Below are 14,434 nucleotides of genomic sequence, written 5' to 3' on the forward strand. Positions count from 1 at the left end.
CGCTCCGCTACTTTTTCTTCGCCAGACATTGTTCAAGCGAATAGCTCGTGTCGCAGAGCCTGCCGGCGGTCTCCTCGCTCGTACCCTTGGCCGCCTCCTGCAGCTTGCATTCGGCGACCGAGACATTGGTCTGCAGATAGCGCACCTGGCAGGTGGCGCGCCGGTCCCGGCCACGCATGCCCTTGCGCACCATCGCCTGATAGCGCTTGCGGTATTCCGGATCCCTTGTGGTGATCGCGGCAAGCGCCCGCTCGTACTCGCTGGACGTCAGAAAGGGCGCGGCATAGGCGCCGAGCGTGATCAATGCTTCGAAGGCCCTGCGCCCCTGCCTGGGCGGCGGCGGGTTGTCGCGGAACGCGGTGACAAGCGCGATGCTCTCGCGACCGAGCGCCTCGCCTTGCGGGCGCTGTGCGGGGTCGCCGATCTCGATCTTGCGGAGTGCATCCCGCAGCTTCACGGATGTCTCGCAGACCGGGCAACCCGACTGCGCCATCGCCGCTGCGGTCGAAGCGAGAAGGAGGACGACGCCGAATTTCATCACTCTCGATCCTTGGACATTCGCCGAAAGACTACCGGTTTGCGGACGAAAATCCTAGCGGCCCGGATGGCGCGACCGCGGCCTGCAAGGGGGCGCTTGCGGCGGGCGAAAGCAGCGAACGCGCCTGTTTTCAGCGCTTTTCCACCGTCAGAGCTTCGGGAGGCCCGATTTATCGACATTTTTCGCGCCGGAGCGTGCGCTTTCCCTTCGCAAGCCACCGCGAATCTCCTAATCGGGACTCTTGCGCACACCGCGCACCGAAGAGGGCATTTTCCATGGCGGCAAAACCAAAGGCAAAAGCGGCTGCAGCAAAGCCGGCAGCGAAGAAGACGGCGGCGCCGAAGGCCGCTACGCCGAACAAGGTCACCCTGAAGCATCTGGCGGCGACGCTCGCCGAAGAGCATCAGATGACCAAGAAGCAGGGCGAGGCGATGCTGAACGACCTCGTCGCGCTGATCACCAAGCACCTGAAGAAGGGCGAGCGCATCCGCATCGCGGGCCTCGGCATCCTTCAGGTTCGCAAGCGCGCCGCGCGCATGGGCCGCAATCCCGCGACCGGCGAGGCAATCAAGATCAAGGCCTCGAAGAAGGTCGCCTTCCGTCCGGCCAAGGAGCTGAAGGAAGCGGTCTGACCGGCTTTCTCGCCGCGATTTCCGCGCAAGCGGAAATCGGAGCATACAGCCTCCAGAACTGACGATGCTCCGGGTCCCCGCTTGTGCGGGGACCAGCGGGGCATTTTCTGTTTCGCGAATGTTCTGTTTGGCGGAACGACGCCGAACGTTGCCTAGCCGAGGCGCCGGTCGGAGGTTTCGGCCGCTGCGATCGGCTCGGCGTCCTTGACCGGCTCGGTCTCGATTGCGGTGCGTCCGGACATTTCCGCGCCGGCATCGGAAGGCAGACGGTAGAACCAGAACACCGACGCCGCCGAGATCGCCGCGACCACGAGAAACGCCGGCGTGAAATCCGCCGCGGTGAATTCGGCGGCGCCCCGGTAGCGCAGCGACATTTCCACCATCAGCGCGCCGACCGCGACGCCGGCCGAAATCGACAATTGCTGGCCGACCGAGACGAGAGCGGTGGCACGGCTCATGCGGCGCTGATCGACCTCGGCATAGGCGATGGTGTTGACGGCGGTGAATTCCAGCGCGCGGAAGAATCCGCCGACCAGCAGGATCGCGATCAGCACCGAGACCGGCATGCCGGGACGGAAAATCGCGATCGCCGCGATCAGGGCTGCGCTGATGAGCGCATTGGCAACCAGCACGCGTTTGAACCCGAAGTGCGAGATGGTGCGCGCGGCCACCGTCTTCATGCCGATCGCCCCGATCGCGCCCGCAAAGGTCACGAGCCCGGACTGGAAGGGTGTCATGCCGAACCCGGTCTGCAGCATCAGCGGCAGGAGGAACGGCAGCGCACCGATCCCGAGACGGAACAGAAAGCCGCCGACAACGCTCGCCCGGAAGGTTGCGTAACGCAGCAGCGAAAAATCCAGAATAGGTGCCGGCACCTTTTTCGCGTGCACGAGATATGCCGTCATCGCGATGGCGCCACCCGCGACCAGTGCGACAATGACCGGCCATGGCAGAATGTCGAGGCCTGCGACCGACAGGCCGAAGGCGAGACCCGCGACGCCCAGCCCGGCGAGCAGCATGCCGGTGCCGTCGAAAGGCTCCTGATGTTCGGCCGGAACCGGATCGATATAGAGCAGCACCAGGATGATGCCGACCATGCCAATCGGGATGTTGATCAGGAATATCCAGTGCCACGAGGCATAGGTGGTGATGAAACCGCCGACCGGTGGCCCGACTACCGGACCGATCAGCGCCGGGATCGTCACCCAGGCCATGGCGCTGACGAGGTCGCGCTTCTCGATCGTGCGCACCAGAACAAGGCGGCCGACCGGCGTCATCATGGCGCCGCCCATGCCCTGCACGATGCGGGCCGCGACGAAGCCTTCCAGTGAACTCGCCCACGCGCAGCCGATCGAACCCAGCATGAACACGAAGATCGCGGCGGCGAACACGCGCCGCGCGCCGAAGCGGTCGGCGGTCCAGCCGCTCGCCGGAATGAACACCGCGAGCGAGAGCAGATACGACGTGACCGCGAGCTTCAGCGCGAGCGGGTTGGCGCCGATATCGGCTGCGATCGCCGGCAGCGAGGTGGCGATCACCGTGGAGTCGAGATTCTCCATGAACAGGGCGCACGCCACGATCAGTGGCACGAGGCGTGGATGATGCTGCATGGAAGGTCCGGCGGGACGGTGTTGCGATCGTTGTAGCATTTCGGGTTCTGGCCGGCGTGTTGGTCTTGCGCTCGGGTCTGCCATTCCTACATGGAATGTCTGCGAAGGCCGCGCGTGTTCGGCCGGGAGGGCACTGGAAAATGATCTATGTTCTGGCGTTCTTTCTGCCGCCGCTGGCGCTGTTGCTCAACGGGCAGGTGCTCGCAGCGGTCTTCAACGCGCTGCTGTGCGTAGTGTTCCTGGTGATCGGCGTGCTGACGCTGACGCCGTTCTTCTGGCTGCTTGCGCCCGCGCACGCCATGATTGCGATCTACATGCGGCGCGAGGACCGCAAGCATCGCGAACTGGTCGAAGCGGTCGAGAAGCATGGCCCGCCGCCGAACTGGCGGCCGTAGGCTGCCTAATCCTCAATGCGGTTCGCGGTCCCAAGCCCGCGAGCCGCAACGGTGATACTCAGCGCGAAAACAGTCAGCGTGGAAACGAGCCGGTCTGCTGGCTGACGACGCAGCACGACGAGGTCCAGCCCCGGTGGCCGCGCCAGGTCACCTCGCACCAGCGATGCGCGGAGCGTCCATCCTGCGGCGGGCGGCATCGGCCGATGACAAGACCCGTCGACCCGGCGGGGATCGACACCACCAGCGGGAAATTGGTGCCTGGTCCGCTTCGCATGTTGTGAATGCCCTGCGAGACGTTGCCCAGCACGCGGTAGGTCTCGCGCGGCAAGGCCGCGACCGGCGGCGGACTTGGCGCTGCCGGTGGCGCCACGGCCGCGGGGGGAGGCGAGGACGGCTGCACACGCTGAGGACGCGGGGGTATCGGAGGCGGTGACGAACGATCGGTGCGTGCGAGGAAGATGCGCCCCGGAATCTGGTCGTAATAGGCCGGCAATTGCTCATGCCCCACGCTCGCGGCAAGCTTCGGCACCTCGATCTGCAATTCCTTGGCGACGTCGATCAGGTCGAGGTCGGGCCGCTTCACGAGGTCGATGAACAGCCGCGTGAACACCGAATTCGGATGGGTGTCGCTGTCGCCCAGCCGGTCGAGCGCCTCCTGTCCGGCGCCGGCCGAGAACATCACGAACATCCCGCGCCGCGCATCCATGCGCGACAGTCCGCGCGATTGCCCGATCGAACGGCCGGGACCCGCCTTGAACGGGTTGTTGCGGCAGGCATCGAGGATCATCACCGTGGTGGCGGCGCCGCGCTCGCGCAGCCGTTCCGAAATGTCGTCCGCAAGGAAGCCCTCGGTGCGCAGCAGGTTGCGCTGGCCTTCGGTCACATCCGGTACGTCGACCGGCATCAGGTAATTGCCGCCGTCGAGCGCCACACCATGGCCGGCGAAAAAGAACAGCACGGTGTCGCCCGGCGAGACGCGGGTCTCGAGATCCACCAGCGCGCGCGCCATGCGCGAGCGGTTGGCGTCGAGAACGGCAATCACGTCGAAGCCCAGTCCCTGCAGAGTCGCCGAAATCGCCTGCGCGTCGCCGACCGCCTTTTCGAGCTTCGGCACCTCGCTATAGGCATTGTTGCCGATCACCAGCGCGATGCGCTTGGCGGCGAGTGCGTCATGGTGCGGTGCGCAGCACAGCAGAAGGGTGGCAAGTGCGAGAATGTGTCGGCGCACGGAGGATTTCCGGTGGTTGCCGCGGCAGGGTAATGGAAGCGCCGGTCACGGGAAAGCGCCAGCCGTCGCCCGTGACACATTGCGTCATGTCCGGCGACGGAAATATTGCGCGGGATGGCGGCGGCTCGATCGTGACGGGAGCCCGCGGCCGTGCTATCCGCCGGTGCCAACCTTCAGATTCCAGGCTTCTCGGATCGCCTTGCGGGAGCCCGAATCCGTCGCTAGGTATGGCAATGGCAAACCCCTCATCAAGCGGCATGAACGGCGCCCCGCGCGAGGCGCTGACTTTCGACGACGTGCTGCTGCAGCCGGGTCTCTCCGACTTCCTGCCCTCGGAGGTCGATATCCGGTCGCGCATCACCCGCGATATTTCCCTGAACATCCCGATCGTGGCCTCGGCCATGGATACCGTCACCGAGGCGCGGATGGCGATCGCCATGGCGCAGGCCGGTGGCATCGGCGTGATCCACCGCAACATGGAGCCGGACGAGCAGGCCGCGCAGGTGCGCCAGGTCAAGAAGTTCGAATCCGGCATGGTGGTCAATCCGCTGACGATCGCGCCCGACGCCACGCTCGCCGAAGCCTTCGCGTTGATGAAGGAGAACGGCATTTCCGGCATTCCGGTGGTGGAGGGCGCAGGGAACGGCAAAGCCGGCAAGCTCGTAGGCATTCTCACCAACCGCGACGTGCGCTTCGCCACCGATCCGTCCCAGAAGGTGTCGGACCTGATGACCAAGGATCGTCTGGTCACGGTGCGCGAGAGCGTCGGCCAGGAAGAGGCCAAGCGGCTGCTGCACCAATACCGGATCGAGAAATTGCTGGTGGTCGACGAGAATTATCGCTGCGTTGGCCTGATCACGGTGAAGGATATCGAGAAGGCGGTCGCCAATCCGAACGCCTGCAAGGACGAGCAGGGGCGGCTGCGCGTCGCCGCCGCGACCACGGTCGGTGACAAGGGCTTCGACCGCACCGAGCGGCTGATCGCGGCGGGTGTCGATCTGGTCGTGGTCGATACCGCGCACGGCCATTCGCGGCACGTGCTGGAGGCGGTGAAACGCATCAAGCGGCAGTCCAACAAGGTGCAGGTGGTGGCCGGCAATGTGGCGACAGCGGACGGCGCCAAGGCGCTGATCGACCATGGCGCCGACTCGATCAAGGTCGGCATCGGTCCGGGCTCGATCTGCACCACCCGCATCGTGGCGGGCGTCGGCGTGCCGCAGCTCACCGCCATCATGGATGCGGTGCAGGCGGCGAGGCAGACCGGCACGCCGGTGATCGCCGATGGCGGTATCAAGTATTCGGGCGACCTCGCCAAGGCGATTGCGGCCGGTGCCGATTGCGCGATGGTGGGATCACTGCTGGCCGGCACCGATGAAACACCGGGCGAGGTGTTTCTGTATCAGGGCCGTTCGTACAAGACCTATCGCGGCATGGGTTCGGTGGGAGCGATGGCGCGCGGCTCGGCCGACCGCTATTTTCAGCAGGACATCAAGGACGCGCTCAAGCTCGTGCCGGAAGGGGTCGAAGGCCAGGTGCCCTACAAGGGTGCGACCTCGACGGTGCTCCATCAGCTTGCCGGCGGGCTTCGCGCCGCGATGGGCTATGTCGGCGCCGCCAATGTCGAGGAGTTCCACAACAAGGCGACCTTCGTGAAGATCACCAGTGCCGGCCTGCGCGAGAGTCATGTACACGACGTGACGATTACGCGCGAAAGTCCGAATTATCCGGGAAGGGCCTGAACATCGCGGCAGCACGCACGGTCGTTCTTGTCTCTCTCTTCAGAGAAAGGATGAGCCAGCGGCGCTCACAGCCACCCCTCCGGATTCTCGATCGGCTCGTTGTTGATCGCGCGCACCAGCCCGCGCACGCACCGGAAAATCTGCCAGACCGCCAGCGCGAACAGAAGCAGCACCCCGATTCCGAGCAGCGTAAGCACAAGGCCGACAATGCCGATCACGATGCTGATCCAGAAGGTGCGGATCGCCGAGATCATGTGTGACTCGTACGGCGTCCCGGCAAACTGGCGGCGCTTCATATAGGCGATCACCAGGCCGGCAATCGCCGAGATCGCGGTGATATACGTGCCGAGATAGAGCAGCCACACGGCGATGGTCCAGTTGCGCTCTTCCGATGACTGGACCGGCTGCGGGTCCGGCTGATGGACCGGTTGCTGGTGTGACATGGGGTTCCCTGGCGACGGCGCGTCTCGGCAAAGGGTAATGGCAGCGGAACGGACTGTCTATCGGAGCGGTCCGGTTTGCTGTATCAGCACGCGGTCAAACCGGTGGATAGTGATGGAAAAGGCGCGCCGTTTCGTTCTCGCTTCGCGTCCCGTCGGTGAGCCGAAGGAAGCGGATCTGCGGCTCGAGGATTTTGCAGTTCCCGAACCCCGTGCTGGCGAGGTGCTGCTCCGCACGCTCTATCTGTCGCTCGATCCGTATATGCGCGGGCGCATGAGCGCGGCGAAATCCTATGCCGCGCCGGTTGCGATCGGCGCGGTGATGGAAGGCGGAACCGTCAGTGAGGTCGTGGTTTCGAACCATGCGGCCTTCGCGCAAGGCGATATCGTGCTCGGTCGTACCGGCTGGCAGACCCATGCGGTGTCGGACGGTGCGTCCTTGCGCAAGGTTGATCCCACGCTGGCGCCGATTTCGACCGCCGTGGGCGTGCTCGGCATGCCGGGGATGACCGCCTATGCGGGGTTGCTCGACGTCGGCAAGCCGAAAGCGGGCGAGACACTGGTGGTCGCCGCCGCATCCGGCGCGGTCGGTTCGGTGGTCGGGCAGATTGCGAAGATCAAGGGCCTTCGCGCGGTGGGCATCGCCGGCGGCGCGGACAAATGCCGTTACGTGAAGGATGTGCTGGGCTTCGACGAATGCCTCGACCATCGCGCACCCGATCTCCCGGCGCGCCTCGCCGCCGCCTGTCCGGACGGGATCGACATCTATTTCGAGAATGTCGCGGGCGCCGTGCTCGACGCCGTGCTGCCGCTCCTGAACAGTTTCGCACGCATTCCGATCTGCGGCACCATCGCCCATTACAACGACACCGCGCCGCCACCGGGGCCGGACAAGCTGCCCGCGGTCTGGCGGATGATCCTGACCAAGCGGCTCCGCGTGCAGGGCCTTCTCGTTACTGACTTCGCCGCGCTTCATGGCGACTTCCTGCGCGACATGGGGCAATGGGTGAGGGAAGGCCGGGTCAAATACCGCGAGGATATCGTCGACGGCTTCGAGAAAGCGCCGCGCGCCCTGATCGGGCTGTTGCGCGGCGAGAATTTCGGCAAGCTTCTGGTGCGTGTGGCAGAGCGGAGCGAATAGATGTCTGTGCAAATGATCTTGCTGCCGCTGTTCGTTCAGGTGCTGCTGACGATCGCACTCGGCCTGCATCTCGCCGTCCGGCGCAGGATGGCGTTCGCGGAAGGCACGCGCTGGCAGGACATTGCGATGCGCGAGCCGAACTGGCCGAAAGACGCGATCATTGCGCACAATGCCTATCTCAACCAGTTCGAGATCCCGGTGCTGTTCTATGTGCTCACCATCCTCGCGCTGGTCACCAAGCAGGCCGATCTGCTGTTCGTGATCATGGCCTGGATTTTCGTCGCCATGCGTGTCCTGCAGGCGGGTGTGTTCCTGACCACCAATCACGTGCCGATGCGCGGCGCGTTCTTCGGCGTCGGCGTCGTCGTGCTGGTGATCATGTGGATCATCTATATCGTGCGAATTCTCACGCTGTCGTGGATGTGACGGCGTGGTGCATCTGACATGATCGCTGCCGCGCGGATTTCCGGCGCCATCGAGGTGCTGGCCGATATCGAGATCAAGCGCAGGCCCGCCGCCGACGCTCTCAAGGAATGGGGCCAGATGCATCGCTTTGCCGGATCCGGCGACCGCGCCGCGATTGCAGGCCTCGTTTATGACGCGCTGCGCCGCCGCGCCTCCGCCGCTTACGTGATGGGCGAGAGCACGCCGCGGGCTGTGTTGCTCGGCATGCTGCGTCTGGAACGCGATCTCCACGTCGATGCGATCGGGCGACTGTTCGACGGATCGCGGTTCGCGCCCACGCCGCTGACGGAAGACGAAACCGCGCGGCTCGCCGCCGCCAGTCTGGCTGACGCGCCACCGCACATCGCGGGCGATTATCCGGACTGGCTGGATGCCAGCTTCGCCACCATGTTCGGCGAGGCCCGAACGGAGGAGGGCGCGGCGCTCGCCTCCCGCGCGCCGCTCGATCTGCGGGTCAACCTGATCAAGTCCGACCGCGAGAGAGCGTCCGCAGAACTCGGCGAGTACAACGCCGAAGACACCAGCTGGTCGCCCGTCGGTCTGCGCATCCGTGTCGCGCCGGACGCTAAAAGCCCGGCGATCCAGTCCGACCCGGCCTTCATCAAGGGCCATGTCGAAATCCAGGACGAAGGCTCTCAGCTTGCTGCTCTTTTGTCCGGCGCCAGGCCCGGCGAACAGGTCGTCGACCTGTGCGCGGGGGCGGGTGGCAAGACGCTGGCGCTGGCGGCGATGATGGAGAATTCCGGCCAGCTTTATGCGACAGATTCCGACAAGCGCCGCCTCGCGCCGATTCATGCGCGGCTGGAGCGCGCCGGAATCCGCAATGTGCAGGTGCGCACCCCACGCGGCACCGTTGAAATTCTCGACGACTTGTTCGGCAAGATCGACCTCGTCCTGATCGACGCTCCTTGCACCGGCACCGGCTCTTGGCGGCGCAATCCGGACGCCAAATGGCGGCTGCGGCCGGGTGCGCTCGAAATACGCCTTAGGGATCAGGTCGTCGCGCTCGACCGGGCGGTGCCGTTGCTCAAGCCGGGCGGTCGCATCGCCTATGTCACCTGCTCGGTGCTGGACGAGGAAAACGGGGCGCAAATTCGCGAATTTCTGGTACGCCATCCTGAATTTTACGTGGAAAAGCCGGAGCAGGTCGCGTCCGCTTTGGGTGATCGCGGTTATCTGTTCCTGCGGACCGCGCTTATCTCGGAGCAGGGGATTTTGATGACTCCGCGCCGGACCGGGACCGACGGGTTCTTTGTCTGCCTGTTGCGGCGCGACGGATGACCCGATCTGCGGCTCGACAGACTCACGATTCGTCACGAGGTCGCGCATGATTTCATCCGAAAACCGGGTTCCACTTTTCGGAATCATGCTTTAGAACCCGCCATGCACGCACCCCAGCACGACAAGCTCCTCATCGTCGATTTCGGCTCGCAGGTCACCCAGCTCATTGCGAGGCGGGTGCGCGAGGAGGGCGTCTATTCCGAGATCGTGCCGTTCCAGAAGGCCGAGGAAGCCTTCCGCGCGATGAAGCCGAAGGCGGTGATCCTGTCCGGCGGCCCGGCCTCGGTGCACGAAAAGGGCGCGCCGCTCGCGCCGCCCGCAATCTACGACGCCGGCGTGCCGGTGCTCGGCATCTGCTACGGCGAGCAGGCCATGGCGCAGCAGCTCGGCGGCAAGGTCGAGGGCGGGCATCACCGGGAATTCGGCCGCGCCGAGATCACGGTCACGGACGATACGCCGCTGTTCGAGGGCGTGTGGGAAAAAGGGCAGAGCTATCCGGTGTGGATGAGCCATGGCGATCGCGTCACCGTGCCGCCCGCAGGCTTCCGCACCGTGGCAACCTCGCCGAATGCACCGATTGCAGTCATCGCCGACGACAAGCGCAAGTTCTACGGCGCGCAATTCCATCTCGAAGTGATGCACACGCCGCATGGCGCAGCGATCCTGCGAAATTTCGTGCGCAAGATCGCGGGATTCACCGGCGACTGGACCATGCGCGCCTTCAAGGACGAGGCGATCGAGAAGATCCGCCGGCAGGTCGGCAAGGGCAGGGTGATCTGCGGGCTGTCGGGCGGCGTCGATTCCGCGGTGGCCGCCGTACTGATCCATGAGGCGATCGGCGACCAGCTCACCTGCGTGTTCGTCGACCACGGGCTGCTGCGACTGGGTGAAGCGGAGAAGGTCGTGGCGCTGTTCCGCGGCGCCTACAATATCCCGCTGATCCATGTCGAAGCCGAAGACACGTTCCTGACCGAGCTCGAAGGCGTCGACGATCCCGAAACCAAGCGCAAGATCATCGGCAGATTGTTCATCGACGTGTTCGATGCGGAGGCGAAGAAGCTCGGCGGCGCAGACTTTCTCGCACAGGGCACCCTCTATCCGGACGTGATCGAGAGCGTGTCGTTCACCGGCGGACCGTCGGTCACCATCAAGTCGCACCACAATGTCGGCGGGCTACCCGAGCGCATGAACATGAAGCTCGTCGAGCCGCTGCGCGAATTGTTCAAGGACGAGGTTCGCGCATTGGGCGGCGAGCTTGGTCTGCCGGACGTGTTCGTCGGCCGCCATCCGTTTCCGGGGCCGGGGCTTGCGATCCGCTGCCCCGGTGTGATCACCCGCGAGAAGCTGGATATCCTGCGCTTCGCCGATGAAATCTACATCGAGGAAATCCGCCGCCACGGCCTCTACGACGATATCTGGCAGGCCTTCGCGGTGATCCTGCCGGTGAAGACGGTCGGCGTGATGGGCGACGGCCGCACCTATGACTTTGTGGTGGGCCTGCGCGCGGTGACGTCGACCGACGGCATGACGGCGGACTTCTATCCCTTCGACATGAAGTTCCTGGGACATGTCGCCACACGGATCATCAATGAGGTGAAGGGCGTCAACCGCGTGGTCTATGATGTGACGTCGAAGCCGCCAGGCACGATTGAGTGGGAGTGATCTGACACGAAGGGGGCGAAATGGTGAACCGGGGCCTGCGCCGCCGTCGAGGCTTGCTTGCGATCATTCCGGGGATCGCGCTGTTCGCGGCCTGTGTGGGTGACGCGGCCGCCCAGGAGGCGCAGCGCGCCGCCGGTCCGCTGCGCTTTGCCGCCCAGAGCAAGGACAATGTCTATTTTGTCGTCGGGCCCGCGGAGCCGTCGGCCACGCCATTCGCAATCTGGCGATGGGGCTACACGAAGGAGGCGAAAGGAAAGGTCATTGCGGTCGCGGCGCGTGCGATTGTTGATTGCCGCGCCAATACGCAGCAGGTCACGAGGCTTGAAGCCTATGGGATCGACGGTTTTTTGACCCAGGTGCCGCCCAACGCCGCGGTCAGCGCGAAAACAACGCCCAAGCCGGGCTCGGTGCTCGACGCGATCCAGCAGGTATCCTGCCGGCCCTCGATATCGCTTCGGACCGCGAAAGATTATCGCGAAGGGCGCGTGATGGCGGATCGGCTTTTGGGAAAGAGCGGAGGACCCGCTCTCGCGGCGGCGCCCGGTCCGGCGCCTTCCGCGCCAGCGGCGAAGCCGGCCGCCGCGCCTGTGGCGGGACAGCCGACACCGGTCCAATGCAAGGCAGCGGCGGCCGTCATGGCCGCGTCTCATGAGCAGTCCGTCAAGGTGGGAAAGCTGCTGCTCGCCATGGGACCGAGCAACGGGGTGTCCAGCGCCGAATTGGCGAAGATGCGCCGGACCGTTGCCGATGCGGAAGCGAAACGCGACCGCGCGCTGCAGGTCGTGCGTCGATACGCCAGTGCGCCAACGCCCGACAAGGCCGTGATCGAGCGGCTGAAAGACACGCGCATTTCCGACGTGGACGCGCAGATCGAGCGCTGCATGGGCGCGACGGCGCAGCCGCCGCAAGCGCCGGTTCAGAAGCCGGGGCCGAAGCTTGCCGCCGTATCGCCCGGCCCGGCATCGCCGACGAAGGGTGGCTGGATGGTCGCCACCCGCGGAGCAGGGGCGGCGGACAGCTTCGTCGAGGCCTCGCAAGTCGACGCGAACGGCCGGTTCGCCATCGTCTATGGCTGCTCGGTGAAGACGAAGCAGCGTTATGCGCGCATCTACACATCCGAGGCGTTTGACGACACGGCTAGCTATGCGCCGTCCGTGCCGCTGAAATTGTCGGTCGACGGCAGACCTGCGGGTGAGTTCTCGTTCCGCTTTCAGAAAATGCCGCACTTTGCGCGGGTGCACGGCGCGCGCGGCCGGAGCCTGGAAACGATCGATGTGACGACGCGCGCGGACGCGAAGACGCTAGACCGTTTCATGGCGGCGGTCAGAACCGCGAACGCTACCATCGCGGTTTCGTTTTTCGACAAGGTGATGCAGTTTGCGAGCGAGCCCGGCAGCGCCAGCCTCGGCAAGGTCGATGCGCAATGTCCGCCGGCCTGAGGTGGCAGGCCGGGCGCTGACGCGCATCGTCAAGCTGCGCCGTTTGATGTATGACATGACGCGAGACCGGGCGTCGAAGCTGCCCGGGCCGTTGAACCCACATGAGCCTGCGGACGCATTGCGATTGCCATGAGCACCGCCCCGCATTTCGAAATCGACATGGCCGCGTTCTGGCGCGATCCGTATCCGGCGCTGGCGCAATTGCGCAGAGATGCTCCGATCGCCTTCGTGCCGCAGCTCGGCGGCACCGTGTTCGCGGCGCGCGACGACATCTTCGTGTGCGAGAAGAATATCGAGGTGTTCAGCTCGCATCAGCCCCAAGGATTGATGAACAGGCTGATGGGCCAGAACATGATGCGCAAGGATGGCGATGCGCATATGGCCGAGCGCAAGGCGATCTTTCCCTCGGTGTCTCCGAAAACCGTCAAGGCGCACTGGACTGCGCAATTCCAGGCGCATGCCGACCGCATTCTCGGCGCGCTTGAGCGCCATCGTGAGGTCGATTTCTGCACGGACTTCGCCATGCCATTCTCGGCCGAATGCCTGAAATCGATCACCGGTCTGACCAGCATGCGCTACCAGGACATGGACGCGTGGTCACAAGCCATGATCGACGGCATTGCAAACTACGCCGGAGAGCCGAACATCGAGGCGCGCTGCCATGCCGCCACCGCGGGGATCGACGCTGCGATCGACGACATGCTGCCCGTCGTCACCAAAATGCCGGACCTGAGCCTGCTCAGCGTGATGCTGCAGGCGGGCCTGCCGATGGACAGCGTGCGGGCCAATATCAAGCTTGCGATCAGCGGCGGGCAGAACGAGCCCCGCGACGCAATCGCAGGGACGGTGTGGGCGCTGCTGACGCATCCGGATCAATTGGCGCTGGTCAGGGCAGGCGAGGTCTCCTGGATGCAGGCCTTCGAGGAATATGCGCGCTGGATTTCGCCCATCGGCATGTCGCCGCGCCGGATTGCGAAGCCGCACGCGGTGCGCGACATTGCGCTCGACGTCGATGACCGCATCTTCTTTCTGTACGGATCGGCCAATCGCGACGAGAAGCATTTCGAGCGCGCGGAGAGATTCGACATCCAGCGCGACACCTCAAAAAGCATCGCCTTCGGTGCGGGACCGCATTTCTGCGCCGGAGCATGGGCGTCGCGCGCGATGATCGCCGACGTTGCGCTGCCGACAATATTTTCCCGGCTGCGAAACCTGCGTCTGGCCAGCGAGGAGGACGTGCGTTTCGGCGGCTGGGCCTTCCGCGGCCTTGCGAGGCTTCCGGTGACGTTCGACCGACCCGACCACTGACCCCGACAGATCGAACGCGTTCCATGCCCCGCTTCCTCAAAATCCTCCTTGCGTTCCTCTCCGGCCTGATCGTCGGCGAGGCGGTCCCGATCGTCTGGTATATCGTCGCCACCAATTATTTTGGGCTGCTCGACCGCGACGGCGGCGGCGCGATGGGCGCCATCTTCATCATGGGCCCGCTCCTGGCGCTTCTGCTTGGTACGATCGCGGCCACCGTTGTCGCCGTGAAGACAAGAGCAGCGTAAGCCGCGGCATCTCCGGACGAAGCGGCCAGAAAGGCTGATCGGCGAGGGACGCGAAGGCCCGGGGCGTGCTTCGCGTCCCTGCCGCTTGCTATCCCATCGCCGCGAAATTCGCCGCGATCCGCTGTTGCAGATAGTCGTGCGCGGTGATCGGGTCGTATTTCTTCTGCGGCCCCTGGATGTTCGCATTCATGTTGGCCTGGCAGAAGAACGGCAGCGAATAGCGTGGGCCGAGATATTCGTGCGCGTACGGCATGCGCACGCGATGCAGCGTCGACTGCAACTGGTCATCGCTCCAGCGCTTCAGCATGTCA

General features: G+C 64.9%; 14 protein-coding genes and 1 pseudogene. 10 read left to right on the plus strand and 5 right to left on the minus strand.

The window, feature by feature from the left end:
- Nucleotides 1–7: 7 nt before the first annotated feature.
- A complete protein-coding gene (locus tag AB7F49_RS11380) occupies nt 8–538 on the minus strand; it encodes a hypothetical protein (protein ID WP_428522355.1) in 531 nt (176 codons plus the stop codon).
- A gap of 275 nt (nt 539–813) precedes the next feature.
- Here AB7F49_RS11380 and AB7F49_RS11385 point away from each other — a divergent pair, with 275 nt between their 5' ends.
- Nucleotides 814–1,170 (plus strand): HU family DNA-binding protein, encoded by a 357-nt coding sequence (locus tag AB7F49_RS11385; RefSeq protein WP_428522357.1) that lies wholly within the window; start codon nt 814–816, stop codon nt 1,168–1,170.
- A gap of 152 nt (nt 1,171–1,322) precedes the next feature.
- On the opposite strand, the gene AB7F49_RS11390 is transcribed toward AB7F49_RS11385, so the two are convergent.
- Nucleotides 1,323–2,780, minus strand: a complete 1,458-nt coding sequence (locus AB7F49_RS11390; protein WP_428522359.1) for a DHA2 family efflux MFS transporter permease subunit — start codon at nt 2,778–2,780, stop codon at nt 1,323–1,325.
- Between the two features lie 140 nt (nt 2,781–2,920).
- On the opposite strand from AB7F49_RS11390, the gene AB7F49_RS11395 reads away from it, so the two are divergent.
- The gene (locus AB7F49_RS11395; protein WP_428522361.1) at nt 2,921–3,175 is read left to right on the plus strand and encodes a hypothetical protein; all 255 of its coding nucleotides are present in this window, start codon (nt 2,921–2,923) and stop codon (nt 3,173–3,175) included.
- A 73-nt stretch (nt 3,176–3,248) separates the two neighbouring features.
- Here AB7F49_RS11395 and AB7F49_RS11400 read toward each other — a convergent pair whose 3' ends face one another.
- Nucleotides 3,249–4,403: a caspase family protein gene (locus tag AB7F49_RS11400; protein ID WP_428522363.1), complete on the minus strand. Its 1,155-nt coding sequence runs from the start codon at nt 4,401–4,403 to the stop codon at nt 3,249–3,251.
- A 257-nt stretch (nt 4,404–4,660) separates the two neighbouring features.
- Between AB7F49_RS11400 and guaB the strand changes: the two genes are divergently transcribed.
- Complete coding sequence (guaB, locus tag AB7F49_RS11405) at nt 4,661–6,142, plus strand: IMP dehydrogenase (RefSeq protein WP_428522365.1); 1,482 nt, start codon at nt 4,661–4,663, stop codon at nt 6,140–6,142.
- Between the two features lie 65 nt (nt 6,143–6,207).
- Here the strand turns inward: guaB and AB7F49_RS11410 are convergent, their stop codons facing one another.
- Complete coding sequence (locus AB7F49_RS11410; RefSeq protein WP_428522367.1) at nt 6,208–6,585, minus strand: DUF4870 family protein; 378 nt, start codon at nt 6,583–6,585, stop codon at nt 6,208–6,210.
- A 112-nt stretch (nt 6,586–6,697) separates the two neighbouring features.
- Between AB7F49_RS11410 and AB7F49_RS11415 the strand changes: the two genes are divergently transcribed.
- From AB7F49_RS11415 to AB7F49_RS11445, 7 genes are all read left to right on the plus strand, one after another.
- Nucleotides 6,698–7,723, plus strand: coding sequence for an NADP-dependent oxidoreductase (locus AB7F49_RS11415; RefSeq protein ID WP_428522369.1), 1,026 nt, complete (start codon nt 6,698–6,700; stop codon nt 7,721–7,723).
- Entirely contained in the window at nt 7,724–8,149 is a 426-nt protein-coding gene (locus AB7F49_RS11420) for an MAPEG family protein (protein WP_428522371.1), read from the plus strand.
- A gap of 18 nt (nt 8,150–8,167) precedes the next feature.
- The gene (locus AB7F49_RS11425; RefSeq protein ID WP_428522373.1) at nt 8,168–9,469 is read left to right on the plus strand and encodes an RsmB/NOP family class I SAM-dependent RNA methyltransferase; all 1,302 of its coding nucleotides are present in this window, start codon (nt 8,168–8,170) and stop codon (nt 9,467–9,469) included.
- Nucleotides 9,470–9,571: 102 nt separating this feature from the next.
- The gene (gene guaA / locus AB7F49_RS11430; RefSeq protein ID WP_428522375.1) at nt 9,572–11,131 is read left to right on the plus strand and encodes a glutamine-hydrolyzing GMP synthase; all 1,560 of its coding nucleotides are present in this window, start codon (nt 9,572–9,574) and stop codon (nt 11,129–11,131) included.
- 20 nt (nt 11,132–11,151) lie between these two features.
- Nucleotides 11,152–12,570, plus strand: a complete 1,419-nt coding sequence (locus AB7F49_RS11435) for a hypothetical protein (protein WP_428522377.1) — start codon at nt 11,152–11,154, stop codon at nt 12,568–12,570.
- A gap of 129 nt (nt 12,571–12,699) precedes the next feature.
- Nucleotides 12,700–13,878: a cytochrome P450 gene (locus tag AB7F49_RS11440; protein WP_428522379.1), complete on the plus strand. Its 1,179-nt coding sequence runs from the start codon at nt 12,700–12,702 to the stop codon at nt 13,876–13,878.
- Nucleotides 13,879–13,901: 23 nt separating this feature from the next.
- Nucleotides 13,902–14,123, plus strand: a complete 222-nt coding sequence (locus AB7F49_RS11445) for a hypothetical protein (RefSeq protein ID WP_428522381.1) — start codon at nt 13,902–13,904, stop codon at nt 14,121–14,123.
- Nucleotides 14,124–14,211: 88 nt separating this feature from the next.
- Here AB7F49_RS11445 and AB7F49_RS11450 read toward each other — a convergent pair.
- A pseudogene (locus AB7F49_RS11450) lies at nt 14,212–14,434 on the minus strand (isopenicillin N synthase family oxygenase); the annotation flags it as partial.

The organism is Pseudorhodoplanes sp., from assembly GCF_050250235.1.
Classification (GTDB): domain Bacteria; phylum Pseudomonadota; class Alphaproteobacteria; order Rhizobiales; family Xanthobacteraceae; genus Pseudorhodoplanes.

Bases quoted from the DNA above. Each gene is read 5' to 3' on its own strand.
- AB7F49_RS11380 (WP_428522355.1), bottom strand. From the start codon at position 538: ATGAAATTCGGCGTCGTCCTCCTTCTCGCTTCGACCGCAGCGGCGATG.
- AB7F49_RS11385 (WP_428522357.1), top strand. From the start codon at position 814: ATGGCGGCAAAACCAAAGGCAAAAGCGGCTGCAGCAAAGCCGGCAGCG.
- AB7F49_RS11390 (WP_428522359.1), bottom strand. From the start codon at position 2,780: ATGCAGCATCATCCACGCCTCGTGCCACTGATCGTGGCGTGCGCCCTG.
- AB7F49_RS11395 (WP_428522361.1), top strand. From the start codon at position 2,921: ATGATCTATGTTCTGGCGTTCTTTCTGCCGCCGCTGGCGCTGTTGCTC.
- guaB (WP_428522365.1), top strand. From the start codon at position 4,661: ATGAACGGCGCCCCGCGCGAGGCGCTGACTTTCGACGACGTGCTGCTG.
- AB7F49_RS11410 (WP_428522367.1), bottom strand. From the start codon at position 6,585: ATGTCACACCAGCAACCGGTCCATCAGCCGGACCCGCAGCCGGTCCAG.
- AB7F49_RS11415 (WP_428522369.1), top strand. From the start codon at position 6,698: ATGGAAAAGGCGCGCCGTTTCGTTCTCGCTTCGCGTCCCGTCGGTGAG.
- AB7F49_RS11420 (WP_428522371.1), top strand. From the start codon at position 7,724: ATGTCTGTGCAAATGATCTTGCTGCCGCTGTTCGTTCAGGTGCTGCTG.
- AB7F49_RS11425 (WP_428522373.1), top strand. From the start codon at position 8,168: ATGATCGCTGCCGCGCGGATTTCCGGCGCCATCGAGGTGCTGGCCGAT.
- guaA (WP_428522375.1), top strand. From the start codon at position 9,572: ATGCACGCACCCCAGCACGACAAGCTCCTCATCGTCGATTTCGGCTCG.
- AB7F49_RS11435 (WP_428522377.1), top strand. From the start codon at position 11,152: ATGGTGAACCGGGGCCTGCGCCGCCGTCGAGGCTTGCTTGCGATCATT.
- AB7F49_RS11440 (WP_428522379.1), top strand. From the start codon at position 12,700: ATGAGCACCGCCCCGCATTTCGAAATCGACATGGCCGCGTTCTGGCGC.
- AB7F49_RS11445 (WP_428522381.1), top strand. From the start codon at position 13,902: ATGCCCCGCTTCCTCAAAATCCTCCTTGCGTTCCTCTCCGGCCTGATC.